The 20,338-nt window shown below is 54.8% G+C and carries 13 protein-coding genes and 1 pseudogene; 10 read left to right on the top strand and 4 right to left on the bottom strand.

The genetic code is table 11. The features are described 5' to 3' along the window. The first annotated feature begins 573 nt into the window (after positions 1-573). The 6 genes and pseudogenes from EBAPG3_RS14050 to EBAPG3_RS15500 all read left to right on the top strand — a co-directional run. Positions 574-1,911: an esterase/lipase family protein gene (locus EBAPG3_RS14050; protein WP_004173967.1), complete on the top strand. Its 1,338-nt coding sequence runs from the start codon at positions 574-576 to the stop codon at positions 1,909-1,911. Positions 1,912-1,936: 25 nt separating this feature from the next. Then, positions 1,937-4,969 (top strand): tetratricopeptide repeat protein, encoded by a 3,033-nt coding sequence (locus EBAPG3_RS14045; protein WP_004173966.1) that lies wholly within the window; start codon positions 1,937-1,939, stop codon positions 4,967-4,969. Positions 4,970-5,136: 167 nt separating this feature from the next. Then, positions 5,137-5,418 carry an alpha/beta hydrolase family protein gene (locus EBAPG3_RS14040; protein ID WP_004173965.1) on the top strand — a complete coding sequence of 94 codons (282 nt, stop codon included), beginning with the start codon at positions 5,137-5,139 and terminating at the stop codon, positions 5,416-5,418. Positions 5,419-5,795: 377 nt separating this feature from the next. Beyond that, positions 5,796-9,338 (top strand): hypothetical protein, encoded by a 3,543-nt coding sequence (locus EBAPG3_RS14035; RefSeq protein ID WP_085922068.1) that lies wholly within the window; start codon positions 5,796-5,798, stop codon positions 9,336-9,338. A 7-nt stretch (positions 9,339-9,345) separates the two neighbouring features. Continuing rightward, positions 9,346-10,962 carry a hypothetical protein gene (locus tag EBAPG3_RS14030; RefSeq protein WP_085922067.1) on the top strand — a complete coding sequence of 539 codons (1,617 nt, stop codon included), beginning with the start codon at positions 9,346-9,348 and terminating at the stop codon, positions 10,960-10,962. Between the two features lie 936 nt (positions 10,963-11,898). Further along, positions 11,899-12,051 (top strand): annotated as a pseudogene (locus EBAPG3_RS15500) (IS481 family transposase); the annotation flags it as partial. On the opposite strand, the gene EBAPG3_RS15245 reads toward EBAPG3_RS15500, so the two are convergent. The 4 genes from EBAPG3_RS15245 to EBAPG3_RS14015 all read right to left on the bottom strand — a co-directional run bounded on the left by EBAPG3_RS15245 (position 12,033) and on the right by EBAPG3_RS14015 (position 15,738). Then, positions 12,033-12,170 carry a hypothetical protein gene (locus EBAPG3_RS15245; protein ID WP_004179818.1) on the bottom strand — a complete coding sequence of 46 codons (138 nt, stop codon included), beginning with the start codon at positions 12,168-12,170 and terminating at the stop codon, positions 12,033-12,035. The pseudogene EBAPG3_RS15500 and the gene EBAPG3_RS15245 sit on opposite strands and share 19 nt — an antisense overlap. A gap of 205 nt (positions 12,171-12,375) precedes the next feature. After that, positions 12,376-13,083, bottom strand: a complete 708-nt coding sequence (locus EBAPG3_RS15240; protein ID WP_161493802.1) for a transporter — start codon at positions 13,081-13,083, stop codon at positions 12,376-12,378. A 340-nt stretch (positions 13,084-13,423) separates the two neighbouring features. Then, positions 13,424-14,815 carry a DUF5666 domain-containing protein gene (locus tag EBAPG3_RS14020; RefSeq protein WP_151898964.1) on the bottom strand — a complete coding sequence of 464 codons (1,392 nt, stop codon included), beginning with the start codon at positions 14,813-14,815 and terminating at the stop codon, positions 13,424-13,426. 83 nt (positions 14,816-14,898) lie between these two features. Continuing rightward, positions 14,899-15,738 carry a DUF6502 family protein gene (locus tag EBAPG3_RS14015; RefSeq protein ID WP_004179813.1) on the bottom strand — a complete coding sequence of 280 codons (840 nt, stop codon included), beginning with the start codon at positions 15,736-15,738 and terminating at the stop codon, positions 14,899-14,901. 241 nt (positions 15,739-15,979) lie between these two features. On the opposite strand from EBAPG3_RS14015, the gene EBAPG3_RS14010 reads away from it, so the two are divergent. From EBAPG3_RS14010 to EBAPG3_RS13995, 4 genes are all read left to right on the top strand, one after another. Continuing rightward, on the top strand, positions 15,980-16,276 hold the full coding sequence (locus tag EBAPG3_RS14010) for a hypothetical protein (RefSeq protein ID WP_004179810.1): 297 nt from the start codon (positions 15,980-15,982) through the stop codon (positions 16,274-16,276). A gap of 249 nt (positions 16,277-16,525) precedes the next feature. Further along, positions 16,526-17,632, top strand: a complete 1,107-nt coding sequence (locus tag EBAPG3_RS14005; RefSeq protein ID WP_004179809.1) for a P-loop NTPase family protein — start codon at positions 16,526-16,528, stop codon at positions 17,630-17,632. Continuing rightward, positions 17,632-19,386, top strand: coding sequence for an ABC transporter ATP-binding protein (locus tag EBAPG3_RS14000; protein WP_004179807.1), 1,755 nt, complete (start codon positions 17,632-17,634; stop codon positions 19,384-19,386). Before EBAPG3_RS14005 ends, EBAPG3_RS14000 begins: the two co-directional genes overlap by 1 nt. A gap of 26 nt (positions 19,387-19,412) precedes the next feature. Then, positions 19,413-20,279: an alpha/beta hydrolase family protein gene (locus EBAPG3_RS13995; protein WP_004179805.1), complete on the top strand. Its 867-nt coding sequence runs from the start codon at positions 19,413-19,415 to the stop codon at positions 20,277-20,279. The last annotated feature ends 59 nt before the right edge of the window (positions 20,280-20,338 follow it).

Below are 20,338 nucleotides of genomic sequence, written 5' to 3'. Positions count from 1 at the left end.
AAAGGGAGGCGCAGTTCTTTTCTTTCCACACGGAGGACGCTATGGGAAAAAACAATTTCGGCTTATTTTGTCGAGCGTTTTGCTGCTGTATGGGGCTTGCATTCGCAGCCCCACAGGTTGATGGGGCGAAGCTCTTTCTTTGACCATTTTGATGCGTCCTCAATCGGCTTGATCGGGAAAAAATGGACCACAGAGTTTGGGGCGCCATCATTCCTTGGACGTACCCAACTCCCAGCCTGGGATCGTTTACGGTTTCTATCTCTACGGTTGTGAGACAGGTCCTTGCGCTACCAACCATGATACTGAAAAGAAGGAAAAGAAGAGATGATGACGAAAGTCTTGCTGGTTTTTCCTTATAGTGGATTCGACAAAGGGACGCCGAGAGAGGGGATATTCTGGGAATTGGTTAATAAGGCCAAAGCTAGAGATGTATCTCGACGGCCTCTCGTTATTCTAAATCGCGACACAGAGATCCGGGGAAAGGTCATAGCCTTGCGCATAAATGCTGTATTCCACGCCCGAGGCCTTGCACGGCTATATTGTTGGACATCCCTGTAGCCAGAAAAACGCATTATGAGCCTAACAAACCGCTTCCCCGATCGAGATAGCACTAAGGCCACAGTTAACGTGGTGTTCGTGCACGGTCTTGGCGGCGACGAGTTAGATACTTGGACAGACAAGAGTTCAACGGACGGTTTCTGGCCAAAATGGCTTGGTGCTGATTTCCCCAATTTAGGAATATGGACGCTGGGCTATGCGGCTAATGCAACGAAATGGACTCAAGACACCATGCTCCTGGCCGACCAAGGTATCTCGATTTTAAATGAGCTTTACGTTAACGACCTGGATAAAAAGCCACTAATTTTCATTGCTCATAGCTTGGGCGGCATTATTGTGAAGGAGTTCCTCCACCAAGCGGTAAGTTTAGGGGATACAACATTCAAACCTATCGCCGACAATACTCGTGGCATTGTCTTCATCGCTACGCCACATTTAGGATCGATAGGTGGCAACTTGTTGGCTATGGCTGACCATTTTCTAAGGACTAATGAAACAGCAAAAGCGCTGGCCCTGCACAATGACCAGTTGAGGGATATACATCAATTTTTTAAAGGCTATCTGAAGGACCATCCCAAAGTAGATTGCCTCTCTTTCTCCGAAACCTGTCCTGTGGCCGCGGAAATATTCGGTTTGAAGTTCCGTGGCGGGATTATTGTCGATCCCACTAGCGCCGATCCACAAACAAATCGGACTTGTGTCCCAATTCAAGCAGATCATATAAGTATTTGCAAACCCCGGTCTCGTGAAGATTCTCTATACAAGTCTATCAAGAAGTTCATCCAAGAGTATTTGGGCAAACCTGGCGAAGCTTTCAAGGTACCGATAATTCGGGGTCCCGATTTTATCGATAGTAATGATGTGCTGAAACAATTGAAATCAAATTTTAATTCGCTTGGAAGCCAAGGATGCTTAATAGTGCTGACCGGTGCGGATGGGATAGGTAAGACCCGGATAGCACTTGAATATTCCCACGGGCACAAGAAGGATTATCGCGGAGGAACGTGTTGGATTAATGCCGAATCCAAAGAAACAATAGCTGGAGATTTCTTCGAAATGGCGAAGAAGCTCAAGCTATGCAATCCCACGGATCGCAATGAACCGCAGGTAACAGGGATGTTAGTTACCTGGTTGGAAGAACAAGTTGACCCTTGGCTGCTTATTTTCGACCATGCTGAAGATTATATGTCACTAGGTGGCTATCTTCCTCGGGGACCCCATCACGTACTGATTACCTCACATAACGACATCTGGGAGCCCCCTGCGATCGTACAACCAGTGCTAAAACTTAGGCGACCCGATTCAATCAAGTTGCTGACAACACTTAGCCCATTAGAACGACGAACGTGCTAACGACCTAGCGGATGAACTCGGCGATTTGCCAAGGCTGCTGGAACAAGCGGCTGCATACATAACAGCATCCGGCTGGACTATTTCGGGGTACCTCACCGAGTTCCAAAAAAAACACCAATTGCTATTGGGCCAGCGGCCGTCGAGCAATCGTTATCCTGACAAGGCCGCAACAATTTGGGAGATGTCATTCTCCAAGTTGGAAAACGAAAGCCCTGAGGCTTTCGCTCTTCTTAATTTCTACAGTTTTTTAGACGCCGGTGCAATCCCCGCGTCATTATTACCCTCGCAGGCTGACAATTTACCGCAACCCCTAAGAGAGATCAGTTCTGAACCTCTCTCTTTTCACAACGCCATCATTGCCTTGCAAAAATATAGCCTCATCGGGTTGCGCAGCCCGGGTTGCTACTTTATGCACCGCCCAGTCCAGGCAGCAGTCCGTGATCGACTTGGGGAGGATAGATCACGCTGGGCAAAAATCGCGGTCGAAACAGTCAATGAGCGATTTACTTATGAGAAAGATAACCAGAATACCTGGAAATCCTCTGAATATGCGCCTCACACACTGAGGGTCATCCATCATGCATACAGGCGATGTCCCGAGGCGCTAATCCCACTTGCTGATCTATGCGCCAAAGTTGGGCTCTTTTATATGGATCGGGCACGGTTCGATGATGCAAAAGCCAATCTTGAGAAAGCTATCGTTATTGCTGAGGAGTTGGGCCACCTTGCTAAAAATTCTAATGCGATCGCGGAGATTCTACTTTCGGAAGGGAAATTGGATGATGCCCTCTATCATGCTAAATGGGCGCTTGCGGTCGATGAAAAAACACGCGGCACGATACATCCTGACGTTGCGAGAGACGCGAATACTATTGCAATGGTATTAATTGACAAATGCGACCTGGAGGGAGCGCGAGCCTATGCCGATCGGGCTGAAGATATTGATGAAAATAACGATGTTGATAAAAAAGGAAGACCCCGGCATCCATCAAGCTTGGCCAGAGACAAGAGTACGATTGCTGCGGTCTTGAAAGAACAGGGCAAACTGGATGATGCGTTTAATTATGCGAGACAGGCACTCAAAATTATTGAAGAATTTTACACGCGGGATTATCCCGCCGTTGCCCCCATCGCCATCAATATCGCGGAGATTTTGCATGCAAAAGGAAATCTGAAGGGGGCTCTCACCTATGCAGAACGCGCATTCAATATTTACCACAAAGCATATGGAACTGAGGATCATCCAAATGTGGCAACGGTCTATACCCATTATGCAGGCATCTGGCACGGGGAAGGAAATCTAGAGGCTGCATTAACGAAGGCTCAGCGCGCGTACGAGATCGACCGAAAAGTTTTCGGGGCCCTTCATCCATGTGTGGCCAGGGATGCAGACATTATTGCTGCGATTTTAAAGGATATGGGCAAAGTGAACCTGCCGGAAGCGAAGAAATATGCGGAAATGGCACGCGATATTGATGAAAAGATCTACGGTCCTTACCACCAAGCCGTGGCGACTAGAGCCATTAACATTGCCGGAATTCTCCACGCAATGGGGAAGCCTGAAGCGTTGGATAATGCCAAACAAGCTTTGGCGATCGACGAAAAAATATATGGGCCATTACATCATTCAGTTGCGAAGGATAAAGACAGTCTTGCTGCAATTCTACATGGTACTGGAAAGCCAGCGGATGCGTTGAAAATAGCCGAGGAGGCCCTCGCGATCGATGAAAAGGTATATGGGGACGAACACCCGTCAATTGCGGACATAAAGATCAATATTGCGGGAATTTTGAAGGATGGCACAGCGTATGGACGCGCCTTTCATCATGCACGCGAAGCCCTGAAGATAGATGAGAGAATATATGAAGCTGACCATCCCAAGCTGGCGAGAGATGCCAACGCTGCAGCTTGGATCCTAAAAGATGCCAAGCATTTTAAAAAAGCACAAGAATTTGCCGAAAAGGCTTTGAGGATCAATAAAAGTAGATACGGTATTACTCATCGGCGGGTGGCAGAGAATGAGAACCTGCTCAGATGGATTCAGGAAGATAAGATTCGCTGGGAGACGGAGGTGTTTAACAACGGTATCTGGGTGATAAACAAGCAGAGGTCGTTCATTCAGGAGGATCCGTTCGAGGTCTTGACCAACGGAAAATCAAAAGGAATGACAAAGACTTTGGCTTTTGCAAAGCGTGTGCCCGACACAAGCCGCTTTCCCCAAGTTCTAGTAATCAACTCCTCCGGTTATCTTCGACTTAAAGCTGGGGCCGATCCCCTCCCTCCCGAGCCTCCGCTACGGTTCGGCCAGAGTCTCGTGCTCGGCCCGGCAATTTCAGGCACATCCACTTCATTTAAAGATAAAACCTTGTTCTTCCATCCCCAGTTACAGTGTGTCGACATTGATACATCTCTCCTTAACCAGGACGGCACAGGGAAAATGCAGATAAAGATCACAAGTTCACAGTTGAATCACCGTCCTGTCGAGAGAGCCTTGACCAACCACATCTTGGACCTGACTTGGACCCTAACGTTGGAGGAATCGAAGGACTTGACTACGACACTACGTGTAGAAGGAACATTTGAATTTATAGAGGACGTAATCCCCGATTCCCAGCAGACCGAAGATTTTGAATCGGTTCGATTGCTGCAGATTTCGACAATGTTTATTGATAACGACAAACATGATGTTGATTGCCTTCGCCTTCACACTGATCGAGGTCCCGTGACGCTATCTTATAACCCCGGGTTGGCGAATCAGCTTCTACCAAAAGATCCCAGGTTCCTGGATCAAGCGGCGCCGATATTTGATTCTATCCATGAAGATCATACCGGACTGCCCAACGAGAACACACCGAGCTACCGAATTAAGATAGATTCAGCGACTGAGCCCATGGAAGGTTCAATTATGGTTCGAGCATTTTTCAAGGCAACTCAGGACACTAATGACGACAATCTTGGGGTATGGGTTTTTAAGAAGATGCCGCAAACAATAAAAAAGGGCACAAGGGGGAATATTAATTACACACTCACCGCCAGTACAACCGTTCCGATGACGTGAACGTGGGGCGAGCGACGATCATTTGCGATAGATGACAATGGGCACCCAAAAATCGTGGTCAATGCGGCGAAAAGACTTTTCGTAAAATTCTTGCAGGACTGGCTCACGATGAGTTGCATATCAGCCAAAAGGAAGGACGGCTTGCACGTAGAGTAGCCGGAGTTTACTTGGGATGGCGTGGCGAGTCAGTCAGTGTTTTGGGGCTCGACAATCTGACTTTTTGGAGCCGGAAAAACGCGCCTGAAAGAATCGTCCATTCCGGGGTTACAGAGGTCCTGAGCAAGCTGGAACTCCTCAAGCGCACCAAGGACAGCATGGTGCCGGGCGGCTCTTTACCCAACAAAACCAGCGCTACCCGCCTTGTTGTGGTCGGGCACAGTTTTGGGGGAGCGATCGTACATTCGTTGCTGGTTAATTTCCAAGTTCCGACCGCTACGAATGTCTGCTGAAGCTTAGCGTACGATTTTTTCCGTTTCGTGAACTGACTCCTATTACTGAGTTACCCCTACGTCGTTACTGGCTTTGCATACCGTCACTTATTGCACTGAAAATGAGGGAACCCCCCTCAAGCTCCCTTTTTATACGAATTTCAGGTTAAAAGGTTTGCATTAATATTATTAATTGCTATATATAAATTCGGCGTCGCGAGATTATAGTTTGAATATTTTTCGATGGAATGTGGCACAGATTGAAGCGCCTGCCAAGAATTGCCCTTGGTAGTGCGTATGTTGGGTTTACCCCACAATGAACTTTAGTAAAAAATGGTGTTTATTTTTCCTATACCCGATCTAACCTCGGGGTCACCTTCCATCAGGGGAGAACATCAATGAACGCGATCAGCGGTCGTGTGGTCTTGAAAGAATCCGGTGTCGGCATTCCCGACTTGCTCGTGGTGCTCTTCAGCGCCGCCCCGCAGGTCGGCGCGGCGTCCGCGACCGCGTTTCGCGTGTCCGTGCTCACGAAGGCCGACGGCTCGTTCGAGGTCACCTACGACGACGTGGACTTCGCGTGCGGGGACGCGAAGGACCGGCGCCCGCACCTCCAGATCAACGTGCTCGCGCCCGAGGAGCCCGGGGTTCCGCCGCAGACGCAGCTCCTCTACTCGGCGGCGGCCCCGCGCGAGAACGCAGGCCGCACCGAGCAGTACATCGTTCGCATCACGACCGCGCAGCTCCAGAAGGCGGGCATCTCCGTCCCCTCCGAGATCTCCGCCGACCTCGAGCCTGCGCCGAGCGTCGTCGGCCGGCTCAACGCCCTCGTGGCGCGCCAGGCCGGCATCGTGGACGGCGCGGTCTCCGCCGCGAGGCAGCTGGTCGACGCGCACCGCGCCCGCGTGGCCGGCTTCCATACGAATTTCCAGCCCGCGCTGGTGAGCGCCGTCTCCAAGCTCCCCGTCGCGCCGCTCAACCCCGAGCGCATCGTGGGGCCGAACGACAGCGTGCACGGGAAGATGGTCGCCGTCGCGCACCAAGGCATCGCCGATACCATCAACTCCGACTCCCCCGCGAAGCGCGCCCCTGCGCGAGGCTTCATCTCGCTCACGCCGTCGCAGCTCGCCGAGCTCAAGACCCACGCCGACGCCAACGGTGTGGTCGCGGCCGCGGCCGTCGCGAAGATCGCGGCCGGCAACGGCGCGACGGCGCGGACGACGTACGTGCAGGCCCTCGACCGACTCCCGCCGTGCTGCCCGACGACGCCGAGCATCGACTGCGCCGATTCGCTCTTCGATCCGCCCGCGCCGCCCGTCGATCCCGGCGCGCCGCCGCCCGCTCCCGGCGACACGGCGATCGGGAGCACCGACGTCCCGCGCTTCCTCGGCAGGCTGATGGAGCCGCTCACCGCTCCGGAGGAGCAGCTCGTCGTCGGCCTCATGCCCGTGGCGACACGCGACACCGTGCAGAGCAGCATCGAGGGCTTCACCTTCGACCCGAGCCCCGCCGACGTGCCCGCGTTCCACGACTTCAACAGCCTGCAGATCGCGTTCGACTACGTGTGGCAGGAGGCGATCGATCAGGGCGTGCTCGATCTCGCGCAGAACGCGTACGAGACCATCGTCGAGCTCGGCGGCACGCCCGACCACCCCGACTACAAGGGAATGCACCCGCTGCGCGGGCTCACCGCCGAAGGCAACCTCGTCATGAAGGCGAACGCGACGCCGACCGTCGTCGTGCGCGACCATCGCGGCGAGCCGCCGGGCACGCGCCTGCCTCCGCCCGCGAGTCCGCCCGGCGGGCAAGGCTTCGGCACCTCGACCTCCACCTGCGCGTCGGCGTCCGTGAGGGGGCCGACCGTGCGTGATCACCGCACCTCCGTCACCAATCCCGTCGCGATCGACGATCCGGTGATGCGCCTTCCCGCGCTGCTCCAGGCGCTCAACAAGAAGCTCCTCGAGAACTACAGCTTCACGATTTACGGCGCGAACGCGCAAGAGCGGAGCGTGAACTTCGGCATCCTGAACACCTTCCGGCAGAAGTGGACGCCCCTGGCCTACCAGGCGGGGCCGCTCGTGAAATCGATCCCCCTCGCGCCGAAGCAGACGCAGAAGCTCGTCATCACGCGGAAGACGACGAAGAAGCGCTCCACCAAGGAGCTCGAGAACAACCTCCGTGTGCTGAAGGACGAGACGAGCTCCACCAACCGCGCCGAGCAGGACATCACGAAGAAGGCGTCGACCAACACGAGCTTCACGTTCTCGAACGAGGCCAAGGGCGATTATGAGGTCGGCAGCGACACGTCGACCACGACGTTCAAGCAGGACGCCGCCAAGAGCACCGACGACACGAAGAAGTCGTTCCGCGAGGCGGTGTTCAAGGCGGCGCAGGAGTTCAAGCACGAGAAAACCACAGAGATAAACACCGAGGAGACGAGCTCCGACGAGTCCGTCGAGACGACGGAGATCTCGAATCCCAACGACGAGATCGCGGTGACCTACCTTTTCTACGAGCTGCAGCGCCGCTACCGCCTGTTCGAGCGCCTGTACCGCGTGCAGCCCGTCGTCCTCGTGGCGCAGGAGTTCCCGCGGCCGGAGGACATCGACGAGTCGTGGCTCGTCCGGCACGACTGGATCCTCCGCCGTGCGATCCTGGATGACTCGTTCCTGCCGGTGCTGGAGAACATCGCGGCGACGGCCGGCGACGAGATCGCGCTCGACGAAATGCGGCTGAACGTGAGCCAGCAGCGCTGCATCGTCAGCGAGCTACGGCAGGAGCTGGCGATCGCCACCCAGCAGGCGACTGCGCAGCGTCAGCTCATGGATGCCGTCGTCTACCACCGTTCCGGCGCGTCGTCGGGGGGCGGAATCCTCGGCGGGATCGAGCACGTCGTGAGCGATGTAGCGGGCGCCGTGGAGAAGGTCGGCGAGTTCGTCTTCGGAGGCCCGGCCGACCAGAACGGCAGCAACCGGCAGGCGCTCCAGGAGCGCGCGAACGACGCGGCCGACCAGGTGCGCGACGTGCTGTTCCGCCTTGAGCGCGAGGTGACAGCGCTGAACGCGCTGACGGAGACGTATACGAAGGCCCTCCGCGAGCACAACAATCACCTCACGGAGATCGCGCGGCTGCAGGTCCATATCAAGGACAACATCATGTATTACATGCAGGCGATCTGGGGCCATGAGCCTCCCGATCAGCGGTATTTCCGCCTGCACAACACGCCGATTCCCGATCTCACGCCGACGGTGCAGTCGTACCGCGTGAAGTTCGACGGTCCGCTGACGATGAGCGCGGCGCCGCCCCATGCGTCCCTCCCGCGCTTCGGGGGTAGCACCGCGAAGCTGTTCCCGGTCGAGTCGGTGACCAAGTTCGACACGCAGTTCACGTTCAAGCCGCTCTCTCAGGTGGCGGATCTCGACAGGCTGCTGGGCTTCAAGGGCAACTACGCCATCTTCCCGCTGCTCGAGTCCAATGCGCTGACCGACTTCATGATGGACCCGTACGTCGACCGCGCCACCGGGCAGCTCCTCGATCCGTCGGATCCGGTGAACTGGTCGATCGACGAGTTCTCCGAGTACGTATGCTGCCTGAAGAAGAAGCTGACGGCCGAGGAGCTTCAGACGCTGCGGCCCCAGCTCGACGCGATCTACCAGGCGATCCTCACGAACCCGCTGCGCGACGACGACGTGCTGGTCGTGCCGACCAACTCGCTGTTCATTGAGGCGCTGCCGGCGACGCACACGCTGCTCGAGCGCTTCAAGCTCGATCACCGCATGATCGACGTGAAGAAGGCGGAGGCGGAGGCGCGGGAGAAGGAGCTCGACAACGTGCGCCGCGCCGCGCGCATCCTCGCGGGCGAGCGCGGGGACCCGCACGTCGACAAGAAGATCCTCATCGAGGGCGGGGGAAACTTCGTCGTGCCGACGGGCGATCAGTAGGACGTACGTGGCGACTCCTCCCCTCGTCGAGCCGCTAGGCAAGGCGTACTGGCTGCCACGGATCTCCGGGGCGGCGCGCGATTCCGTCGCGGAGCTCGACGACCGTCCCAGCGGCAAGAAGCTTCTGGCGCAGTACCGGGCATTGAAGACCAACGCCGAGGTGTACCGATGGGCGCTGGAGCTGCAATGCATCCCTCATACGCCCTATGGCAATTACCTCTGGGCGTGCGTGGTCATGATCAAAGACCACGACGCGAAGGTGGCGGTCGAGACGGCCAATCGGTTGATCGCGCTTCAGATCGGGCTGTCCTCCATAAGCGGACACTTCCAGAGCCTCGAGCACATGGATCCGCACGAGCCCGTCCCGCCGACCGCCGACCCCGGGGTCGCGAACGTCCCCACGGGTAACTTCATCGACAGCTTCGCCACGGCGAAGCACGACCTCTCGTACCGGTTCCGTCAGGGGAAGCTCTCGACGGTGCTGCATCTCGTCTATCCGGACAAGTTCGAGCTCGACCTCGATCTGTTCACGATCTGCGAGACGACGGATCCCAACCCGATCCAGTCGTACGCCCGCGCGACGCTCGGACCGGGGAAGCGCATCGTGCCGCTGCGCATGACGCAGGCGACGACGCCGCGCCTGTACCGCGAGAAGTGGAAGGCCTTGGTCACGATAAACGCGGACAACGAGGACTTCATGACGTTCGTGTCGATCGGACTCGCGGGGGTGATGAGCAACTTGCCGGTCGGCTACCTGCCGGCGGGCAAGCCAGCCACACCTGGGCGCACGCGCGCGCCGGCCGTGGGCACGCCGGGCGCTCCGCCCACCGAACCGGTCAAAGCGCCGGTCAAGCCTCCGGTGGAGCCGCCCGCGGTCAAGCCTCCGCCTCCGCCCGAGGTGAATGGCCGCGCGACGGCGCGACCGCCGCTGAACGACGCGACGCGGGGCATCGATTCGCCGGGCGCTCCGCCCACCGAACCGGTCAAAGCGCCGGTCAAGCCTCCGGTGGAGCCGCCCGCGGTCAAGCCTCCGCCTCCGCCTCCGCCCGAGGTGAGTGGCCGCGCGACGGCGCGACCGCCGCTGAACGACGCGACGCGGGGCATCGATTCGCCGGGCGTCGTGAAGAAGCCGGCGTCAAACGACAACGTCCAGGTGAAGAAGCCGGGGCAGGTCGTCGTGCCGCCGAAGGAGGCGGCCAACTGGAACCTGCCTCGACCGACGGGGCCCGGCTACATCGGGGTACCCGGCGAGATCCTCGGCACCATCCCGAAGGCGGACATGCCCACGGCGCCGCCGACCAGCGCCCCATATGGCACCGAGATCGAGCGCCCGATGGCCGTCATCGTGCACGACCGATTCCCGAAGACTCGCTTCCAGTACAACACGGGGCGGGGCAACACCGGCGCCGACGCGATCTGGATGGACGGCGACGATCCTGGCTTCGACATCGCAGATTTCAAGCCGGACACGGACAGCGGCTACGCCAAGTTCGTCGCTCAGGTGCGACGCATCTGGAACGGTGGCCCCAGAGCGGTGCCCGGCAAGCCGTTCCGCGCCGCCCTGATCGCGTACCGGCCCGACGGTACGGTGTACGTCGCGACCGTGCTGAACGTCACGCCGTGATCCGCGGGCCTCGAAGAGGGAAGCTCACCGCGTGCAGTACCCGTCCTTGAACCGGCAGATCTTGTGCGTCCAGCAGCCCGTCGACGCGCGGCACCCGGTGGCATCCGTCGAAAGTATGGATTACTGATGAATTAGGAATCACCGCTCATTTATCTATAGTTGAAAAAAGCAAAAAGACAAGTGGCGGTTCTATTATTGATAAAATATGTTATCAATAATTCCTGTTCCTCCGCTTAGGGGGACGCGGTCTTTCAGCGCTTTTTTTTGACTCTTTTTATAAGTCGATGGCGCGCCAGCGGTTTATCGGCACCAACTGGGATCGAATGCGGCCTTTGAGCTGGGTAATCCCTTTCCGCTCATCTATGTCCTGTATGTAAAGCCGGATATGAGGATACTATTATGCTCGCGGCTCAAGAACGAGGCAAATCATGCCTTCAGAGAGCACTGTGACCAATAATTCATAGCCACGAATTCCTGTGCCCGTTGTGATCTGGATATGAGTAAACTGCTTCAATCGAAGCTAATTTTGCGTTAGAAGCGTAAGTATATTTAACACCTAGATTGCTTCTTGGTAACCCAAAATTACGTTGCGGTTTTGCAGCTGTGTACACTGCCCCTATATGAGGGGCAATAGCGCCACCTTTTAATAAGCTGTGGCAGCACTTAGTAACCGTGGGGTGGTGGAAGAGTACCAACGCACCAACTGTGGTAACAATTGTGGTAACAGAGTAGCACATGACTCACATAATTTAATAACGGTATAGGTTCTGAGCTTAAATGTGGAGGACACCGCCCCGCCAATATAACATCCTAACTTGTTCAGTAGTGTCCAGAAGATCAAGTAAAAACGCCATGATAGCGTAATCTCATAGTCCAAAGTGATGAGATAACATCCCATTGCGTCCGACCATTATAGGCGCCACCACGACAGAGACGATGCGTCGAGCGATACAACATAGTCAAGAGAGCCTGATGGTGTTGGCTGGCCGGTATGGAATCAATCCGAAGACGGTGGCGAAGTGGCGCAAACGCATGTATGTGACAGGTGCCCGTATGGGACCAAAGAAGATTCATTCGACGGTTCTGACGGGAACGACCACAGGCTGACTTTCAAGGTGCGGATTAAAGACTCGCTCGCAGCTGACATAAAGGTTATTCACATCCAGCGCGAAAATCTGCTGGCTGGCGATTGCACGAGGTGTAAGCATGATTACACAGTAAAGCGCGACACCGCTCCAACTAGGACACCCCACACCTGTAATTCTTCATGCTCACGGAAACGGATAGGCGACAAATCGCCTCTTCATGTTCCTCCATGTCAAAATCTAACGTGAAAAATCCATCTTGCAAGTGAACCCAAATCTTTAGCAAGCCGCAACCCCATCAACCGAAAAACCGGCAATGATGATCGCATTAAAATACGTAGCGTAAGGTAACACCGGAACCCCAATCGGGACTGCGCTCCGAAAACCCCTTTAATCCATAAACGTTGAACCGAAAATTCTCACCGACTCTATGCGTAAAATAGACAGACAGATCTCTTGAGTCTTGCAGTCGGAGTGGGGATTGGCCAATGTTGAAACTGGTGCCGAGCAATGATGTTGACGATAGTTTGTATCCTAGACCCGCCGCGCCATAAAAAACGTTGTGGAAAATAACGCCTGACGGATCGCCAAGTATCCTGTAGCCGAAAGAAGTGAAAACGCTGAACTGGGATATGCTCTTGATGAGATCGCCCTGCACTGCATAATCCAGTTTGCCGCTGCCTAGACCGCGAGCGGCACTGGCTGTCGGGATCTTTATTCTGCCTGTGATATCAAACACGAGTCCGGAGGGCTTGTGATCCAATAAATTATAGGTAAATCCGGCAACAAGATCACCTAAACCTGACTCTGTCCGCCGGGTGACCGCATTTGTGGCTGGCGTGCCCCCTGCGCCGGTATCTGTGCAAGTGCCATCGTCCTCAGGTTTGTCTGCTCCTCTGCGCCTGTCTTCACCACAGGCAAAAACCCCGCCGCCACCTCCTCCACCACCGCCAATCCCGCCGGCACCATCGATACCGCCAATACCGGGTCCAAGTATATTGCCCGGGCCGGTGATGTTAAGGTAAGGAACTGTCAATCTGAACGATGCTGGACCACGGTCATAACGGCCAACGAAGGGTACATACCATATGTCTGTTGAGGCTGTACCGCCATATTTGCCGGTAGAAAAATCGGTTCCCGCGCTTATGGTGAAACCGTCTGCGGCTATCGCACTGTGGATCCAGAAAAATAATGTAACTGCAATCCAGCAACCCTTTTTTATTGTCACTCTATCCATATTTATTTTTTCTTTCTTGCCAATAAACCATACAGCGCCTATGTCATATTTCGCTGTTTGTAATTACTTTACCTATCCACATTAAACTGGATTACGGGAGCTTTACGAATCCGAGATTCCCACTTCACACTTATACCGGTTATCTATCAAGGTGTCCGCCATGATGTCCGTCGTGGTCGCGTGAACCCCCCGAAGGTTGGAAATCGCTCGGCCGTTCTATCGGTTCACGTCCTGACGACCCTTGAGACCCGGAAGAATCCGAACGTTCTGATCTCTGTTCAGTCCCCGATCGCTGCTCTGATTCGTGTCTAGATGAACCCGATGAGCCTGATGAACGTGAATCGGAATCGGATGAACGGTCTCTGCCTGACTCTCTTTCCGATTCCTTCTTCGAGTCATCTCTCACTCTTCCGTCATTGCTGCTACGGAGGCTTCTATCTCTCCGCTCCTCGCCTTGGTCCGGCCGTTCATGCCTGACTTCGACACGATCCACGGTCACGCGTTGATCCTCCCCAACACGCCCACTCACTTGTATATGCTGATTAGGCTTTAAGTCATCCGCGCTGCCACCCAGAATCTGCAAATTTGAATCGAGGGTCACCTTCCTAATGCCCAGATCAAGCTCGCGCCCGTGCGATGCATGTACATATCCCTCGATCACGATATGTTCGACGCGGCCCATGCTATCGCGTGAGGGTTCAACCTGTACATGGTGTGCTCGCAGACTCGTCCCATCCCAATGACCGCTAACCGACACTTCTGCGCCGCGGGCTATGCTGGTTGGCAATGATTGCTTATCAAGATTGACCCGGGCTCCGTCGACAACAAATCCGTTGGCATCAACTTGAGTGACATGGCCATTTATCCGGGCTTCTGCAAGCTGCTGGCTCGGTTCGATACGTGAGGCGGTCACGTCACCATTGGCGAGCCGGTGCCCGCTTACCCGCACCCAATCACCTGTTTTAAAGTTCGCAAGATTGCCATGCTCTTTTGCATGTACCGTCTGGCCGAGCACATGCAGTTCTCCAGACGCGGCATTCACGCTGCTGATTGGGCCGACGACTGCATGGACTACCGCAATATTACGTGCCGTAACTTCCGTACCTACGCCATGGGCCCGTACTACAATGACTTGCCCGACTGCAAGATCGTGTGCTGTCGATGGCCGGCCATCCACAGATACCGGGGTAGTGGCGTCATATTGAATCTCGACCCCATTTACGCAGACACTCGCAAATCCTGTAATGACGCCGATAATACCCGTGCCCCCAATACCACCGTCGTTTACCATTTGCCCGGTACCGCCAATACCTCCTTCCTTGATTCCAGTGCCTCCCATCCCGGAGCGATCGGTGACAGCACCCGTGCCGCCGACGCCGGATTTTGCCAAGGCACCCCTCCCACCTATACCGGATGTGGCAACTGGTGGGCCCGCATCCTTTTTGCCAGTTTTGGCAACCACCACGGGATTAACCGGCGAGCCGCCAGCGTTGCACATGTTTGTTGCATTCGCCTGACCAGAATACATCATTGTCAAGACTGCAATACCGCTTGCGCAGATACTTGCGTGCTGGACGAATGTATGGGCAAGCCTGTTCATATCTGTTTCATGACTCACTTCATGGCCGTGCTGCCGGGCCCTTTGATCGCATCGGTCTTGGGTTCGAGATCTTGCGCTGGTCCAGAAAAAAAATAAATGCCAAAAGTCATCCGTTGTGTCGGTTTTTCACCTGCTGCGTCGCGTTTTTCAAGCTCCATGGCATTTTTATTAATTGCGAGCAGTGCTTGCATGCCAAGTTTCTCGGATTGGTCAGCTAGCGCAGTGATGGAATCAATGCTTAATGCATCATAATGGACGCTGCGCTCAAGGAACGGCCGAGTGCCCTCCAGCAGGTTGTATACGGCAGCAGCGGCGTGATCGTGCAGATTATGCCCGAGGTAAAATGCTTTTTCGTCAAAGCCTTTCGCCGGAATAAAGGCTTCAACATTCAGGCATACACGACGTTGGTCATCAAAATGAACCACACCCAGTCGTAACCATTCATCGAGAACGGCACGTGAACGGATGTCGCTGCTCACGGTCGCAACCAATCCTTCAAAAGATATATCTCCACCTTCGCTTATAAAACGTGGCAATGGTTTTGGGCGACTGTTCTCATCCTGATATCGGGGCGAATTTGCCCATAAGCTCACGAGCCGGGTACCGAGCGATACCACTGCCGGAATGGTTTCCATATTTGAATGCACCCCTCGCCGTAACCGCTTGACATCCTTACGATGGACGCCGGAAACCAGACTGATGTGACTGTCGGTGGACGGTTTGTTGCCGCTTCTGAATTCCTTATCCGCCACTTCGACGAACAGTCCTTTAAGTAGATCCGCCAAATAGATGTAAGTGACGCCCCGTGCCAACATCAACTTGACTAACGGACGCAATACGCAACGTATTGCCATGATTAGCGCCGGCGAGAACAAGGAGGAGGGGGGTGAGTTACTTTCTGAGTTCTGCATATTTTAGAGTCTTTTATATTTGCTTATGAAGCAGTTCATTAAGCCAATACTACCATTTCGTGGGAAATATTCACACATAATTCTTGACATGGGAAAATTTCCCACGTACAGTTCGCATATGTGTGGGAAATATTCACACATATGCGAACAGGGCACGTTTTTAACTCACTTAAGGAGATGAACCATGAATAAGCTTTTAACGATTGCTGCTTTCGTTATAGGTGCCAGTGTATTCACAGCACCTGTTATGGCACGTCAAGACGAAAATGATGCGGCCGGTCATGTACGGCATGGCCGCGGCGCAGATGATGCGGCCGGGCATGTGCGTCAAGGACGCGGTGCGGATAATCCAATCGGCCATGTGCGTCAAGGACGTGGAGGGGATGACGCACCCGGTCATGTCCGCGGCGGCCATGGTGCGGATGATGTTCCTGGTCACATTCCGGGCGGCCATGGCGCGAATGACTTTACCGTGCCCTAGCCGGGTACTTCAGAACTATCAGCAGGGTATGTTACCGTCATGATTATGATGCTAATGATCCTGCTGATACCGAAGGCAAGAAACTTCTTCTGCCCCGGAGCGAATCAAGCCGTGCGTTCGGTGATCGTTAAAACTTGAGATTTCCCTCGAATTTAATCCGGAAGCCTGGAAGAAAATCTTATCGATTGATTCCTACCAATCTGAAAGCGCATTGGTAAAGTGGTTTTTACAGATAAATAGGAGATACAAATGAATGTGTTATCCATTTCCCAGCTGCTATCCCTTCCCCGAGAGCGCCTGCTGAATGCAAAGGTTGCCTACACGCCACGCAATGCAAACCTGGAATTGGCGGACACCCTGTTGACCGGGAATGATGTTATTCCTGGCGCCGGTGATCTGGTATTGGCACGAGTGGAAAAGATCGGCCAGCACAGTGGGCTCGAACTGGCACATGGCCGTCGCGCCAGCCTGTTTGTAGGCGATGAAATCGTAGTGTGTTACGGAAATCGTTATGCGCCGGACCAGTTTGAGGCGGAAGTACCTGAAGATTTGGGGCGTTGTGATCTGGTGGCGTCGGGCGGGATCGCATCGCGTGCCAGATCATGCCATGCCAATATGAAAATCCCTACCAGCATCACACCCATTGGCCTGTTGGCAAACTCCAGGGGTCAGCGTATCAATCTGGTGGATGCGGCCCTTCCCAAGATCACCGGATTATGCAGTCGTCCTTATACAGTGGCCGTAGTGGGTACGGCCATGAACGCTGGCAAGACCACCACAGCGGCCGCACTGATTCGCGGTCTGGTCAATGCAGGCCGCGTGGTGGGAGCCGCCAAGGTAACCGGTACCGGTTCGGGACGGGATACTTGGCTCATGACAGACGCCGGATCAAAGTTAACTCTGGATTTTACCCACGCTGGTTTCCCTTCCACCTACCTGGCCAAGCCAACTGAGGTAGACGGGATCCTGGAAACCCTTACCGCACATTTGGCCAAGGCTGGAACGGATGCAATCGTAATAGAAATCGCGGATGGATTATTCCAGAACGAAACCGCCGCGCTACTTGATTCTCCAGTATTTGCCAACATGGTGGATAGTGTGATCTTCGCGGCAGGGGATGCGATGGGCGCCACGGCAGGCGTGGAATGGTTGCGCCGGAAGAAATTGCCGGTCATCGCGGTTAGTGGCCTGTTGACAGCCTCCCCTTTGGCAATCATCGAAGCGGCCAAAGCGACGGGTTTGCCTGTACCGGATAAAAAGGAACTGCGTTCCTCATCCATTGTAAATATGCTGAGCATACCTTTCAGGGTGCCGTCGTTGCGCGCCGCGACAGGAAACTGTGGCGGTCTCCAGTAATGAGCACACCCTTTGGCAACAAACCTGTGCTGCCAGCGAGAAATTCGCTGGAGATTCCCGCAATCCTGAATGGTTACCGCCGTACCCTGTTTGTCCGGCTGATAGCCAATGGATTCGCTCAAGCTGTGGTGGCGGTAGGCACCGCATGGCTAGTAAAAGAAATATTCGACCGTTTTCTCACGCCGGAGCATCCAATCCTGAATACGGACATGACATGGCTGGCGACGGGATTAGTAGCCACGGCAGCCTGTATTGGCGGGTTACGCATGATGGAGCGTATCGATGCCGAACGTATGGGACAGAGCTATGCTTCGGAGGTCCGCATCGTGCTGTATGACTGCCTCAGTTCCCTTGCACCACATGTGTTACAGAAGCGTAGCCGCGGAGGCGTGTCACTGCGGTTCGTCGGTGACATGACTTCGTTGCGGCGCTGGGTAAGCTTGGGATTGGCGCGTGTGACGGTGGCAGGCATTTCAACAGTCATGGCGTTACTGGCTTTGGCGATTATGAACTGGCAGTTAGCCGTGGTAGTGGCGGCAGGATTGTCACTGGGTACAGGCGTTGCCTATGCGTTCGGTAAGCGCTTACGCGCCACATCTCGCGAATCACGGCGCCGTCTATCCAATTTGGCGGCAAATGTGAATGAGAAGGTTACCAGTATTGCCGTCGTGCAGGTCTTTGGCCAGATCGACCGTGAACGTGCACATATTATTCGTCAGGGGCAGCATTTGCATGACTCCATGATTGTGCGGGCACGGGTAGCCGGCCAGATCCTGGGTATCACCGAGTTTTCGGCGGCCATAACTTCGGCAACGGCATTGGTGACAGGTGTTTTCATTGTGGCGGCGAATCAGGGCGGTACCGGCACAGTCATCGCCGCCATGACTATCGTCGGCATCCTTATGCCGCCATTGCGTGATTTGGGGCGCATCCACGAATATTGGCACGGAGCCTTCGTGGCGCGCGAAAAACTCAAGGAATTTCTTGATACACCGTCGTTGGTCACACAAGCGGCAAATGCCCCTGATCTCAAGCCGGGTGCAGGCCGTCTGGAGTTTAACTCGATTAGCGTTGCTGGCAGCCTGGACAGAGTGAGTGCCGTTGTTGAACCCGGTTCCGTGGTGGTGCTGGTAGGACCTAATGGTGCAGGAAAATCAACCCTGCTGTCAGTGGCGGCGCGGCTTATCGATCCGGATGAGGGCACGATATTGCTCGATGGGCAAGACTTGGCCAGCCATAGACTGGATTCGGTACGTCGTGCCATCGGCATGGCGGGGCCTGATTTGCCCCTATTGCGAGGGACCGTTGACAGGAATCTGCGTTATCGCTGGCGTGATGCCCCAGTCGAAGAAATCGCCCGCGTACGATCCTTATGCGGTGTCGATGAAGTATTGGCGCAATTGCCTCAAGGTGACAAAACCCGGATAGCGGAAGGCGGCATGGGCCTATCGGCAGGCCAACGCCAGCGTATCGCCCTGGCACGCGCATTGTTGGGGGACCCCACATTGTTATTGTTGGATGAAGTTGATACGAATCTTGATCCGCGGGCGAGCACCGTGATTGACCGTGTGTTAGCCGAACACCGCGGTACTGTTTTGTTGGTAACACATCATCTTAAACACATCGCCGCGGCGGATGTTATCTGGTATCTGGAAGGCGGCCATTTAGTGGAGATGGGCCCGCCTGACAAAGTGCTGGCTGGAACCGGGCCGATAGCCCATTTTTTCGGCAACGAGAAGGTAATGGTCAGGTGAAACAAATTTTTATAGGAGTCATGCTCATGCTGACCCAGGTTGCTTGTGCCATGGAAAACGATTCTGTTACGCATCATGCCGCACTGAAGCAAGGTGTCGTATTACACCGCGCATTGGCAAACGATTCGCGCCAGGAATATTTTCTTTATGTGCCACATGGTAGTGGAAACGATGCGAAGATCTTTGTGACAGTACATGGCATTTCGCGCAATGCCAAAGAGCATGCGCAGAAATTCGCGCCCTTTGCCGAAAAATATAAAGTAATAATGATCGCGCCCTACTTTCCCACCGACCGCTTTCCCGACTACCAGCGCCTGGGACGTGAAGGCAAAGGAGAACGTGCCGATGTTGCATTGAATAAAGTCGTGGCGGAGGTCGCCAATCTTACTGGAGCAAATGCTCATCGGCTTTATCTATTTGGCTACTCCGGTGGGGCACAATTTGTGCATCGGTATATGTTGGGCTATCCAGAGCGGGTTGCAAAGGTCGTATTGGGTGCGCCAGGCTGGTACACCTTTCCCGATACGAATCTGAAATACCCCCACGGAATACAAAGATCGCGCAGTCTCCCGCGGATGCAATTCAGTCCGGCGGATTTCTTGGCCATTCCTGTGTGTGTTCTCGTCGGTGAGCGGGATAACCGGCGTGACGCTGAACTCAACAAATCGCCGCAAATCGATTTACTGCAGGGTAAAACACGTCTGGAGCGGGGCCGTCGTTGGGTGGACGCGATGAAACGTCAAGCCCACGCTTTTGGATTGATAACATCTTATGTCTTCCGGACTTTGCCCCACTCACCCCACTCTTTCACCCTCAGTATGCAGCGTGGCGAAATGGGGGAGAAGACATTCGATTTTTTGTTCATCAATGATGGTAATCCGGATGCTTCATGAACTCCTTTGATCAGGAATCGAGGGACGACGAAGAAAACCCACCAAACTGTCCAGCTATT

This window comes from Nitrosospira lacus (assembly GCF_000355765.4).
In the GTDB taxonomy this organism is placed as follows: Bacteria; Pseudomonadota; Gammaproteobacteria; order Burkholderiales; family Nitrosomonadaceae; genus Nitrosospira; species Nitrosospira lacus.
This window is presented reverse-complemented; position numbering and strand designations above follow the sequence as displayed.

Excerpts from the sequence above, each read along its gene's own strand:
- EBAPG3_RS14020 (WP_151898964.1), bottom strand. The coding sequence starts at position 14,815 with ATGATGTATTCTGGTCAGGCGAATGCAACAAACATGTGCAACGCTGGC.
- EBAPG3_RS15245 (WP_004179818.1), bottom strand. The coding sequence starts at position 12,170 with ATGCTTACACCTCGTGCAATCGCCAGCCAGCAGATTTTCGCGCTGGAT.
- EBAPG3_RS14015 (WP_004179813.1), bottom strand. The coding sequence starts at position 15,738 with ATGGCAATACGTTGCGTATTGCGTCCGTTAGTCAAGTTGATGTTGGCA.
- EBAPG3_RS14000 (WP_004179807.1), top strand. The coding sequence starts at position 17,632 with ATGAGCACACCCTTTGGCAACAAACCTGTGCTGCCAGCGAGAAATTCG.
- EBAPG3_RS13995 (WP_004179805.1), top strand. The coding sequence starts at position 19,413 with ATGCTGACCCAGGTTGCTTGTGCCATGGAAAACGATTCTGTTACGCAT.
- EBAPG3_RS14005 (WP_004179809.1), top strand. The coding sequence starts at position 16,526 with ATGAATGTGTTATCCATTTCCCAGCTGCTATCCCTTCCCCGAGAGCGC.
- EBAPG3_RS14035 (WP_085922068.1), top strand. The coding sequence starts at position 5,796 with ATGAACGCGATCAGCGGTCGTGTGGTCTTGAAAGAATCCGGTGTCGGC.
- EBAPG3_RS14050 (WP_004173967.1), top strand. The coding sequence starts at position 574 with ATGAGCCTAACAAACCGCTTCCCCGATCGAGATAGCACTAAGGCCACA.
- EBAPG3_RS14010 (WP_004179810.1), top strand. The coding sequence starts at position 15,980 with ATGAATAAGCTTTTAACGATTGCTGCTTTCGTTATAGGTGCCAGTGTA.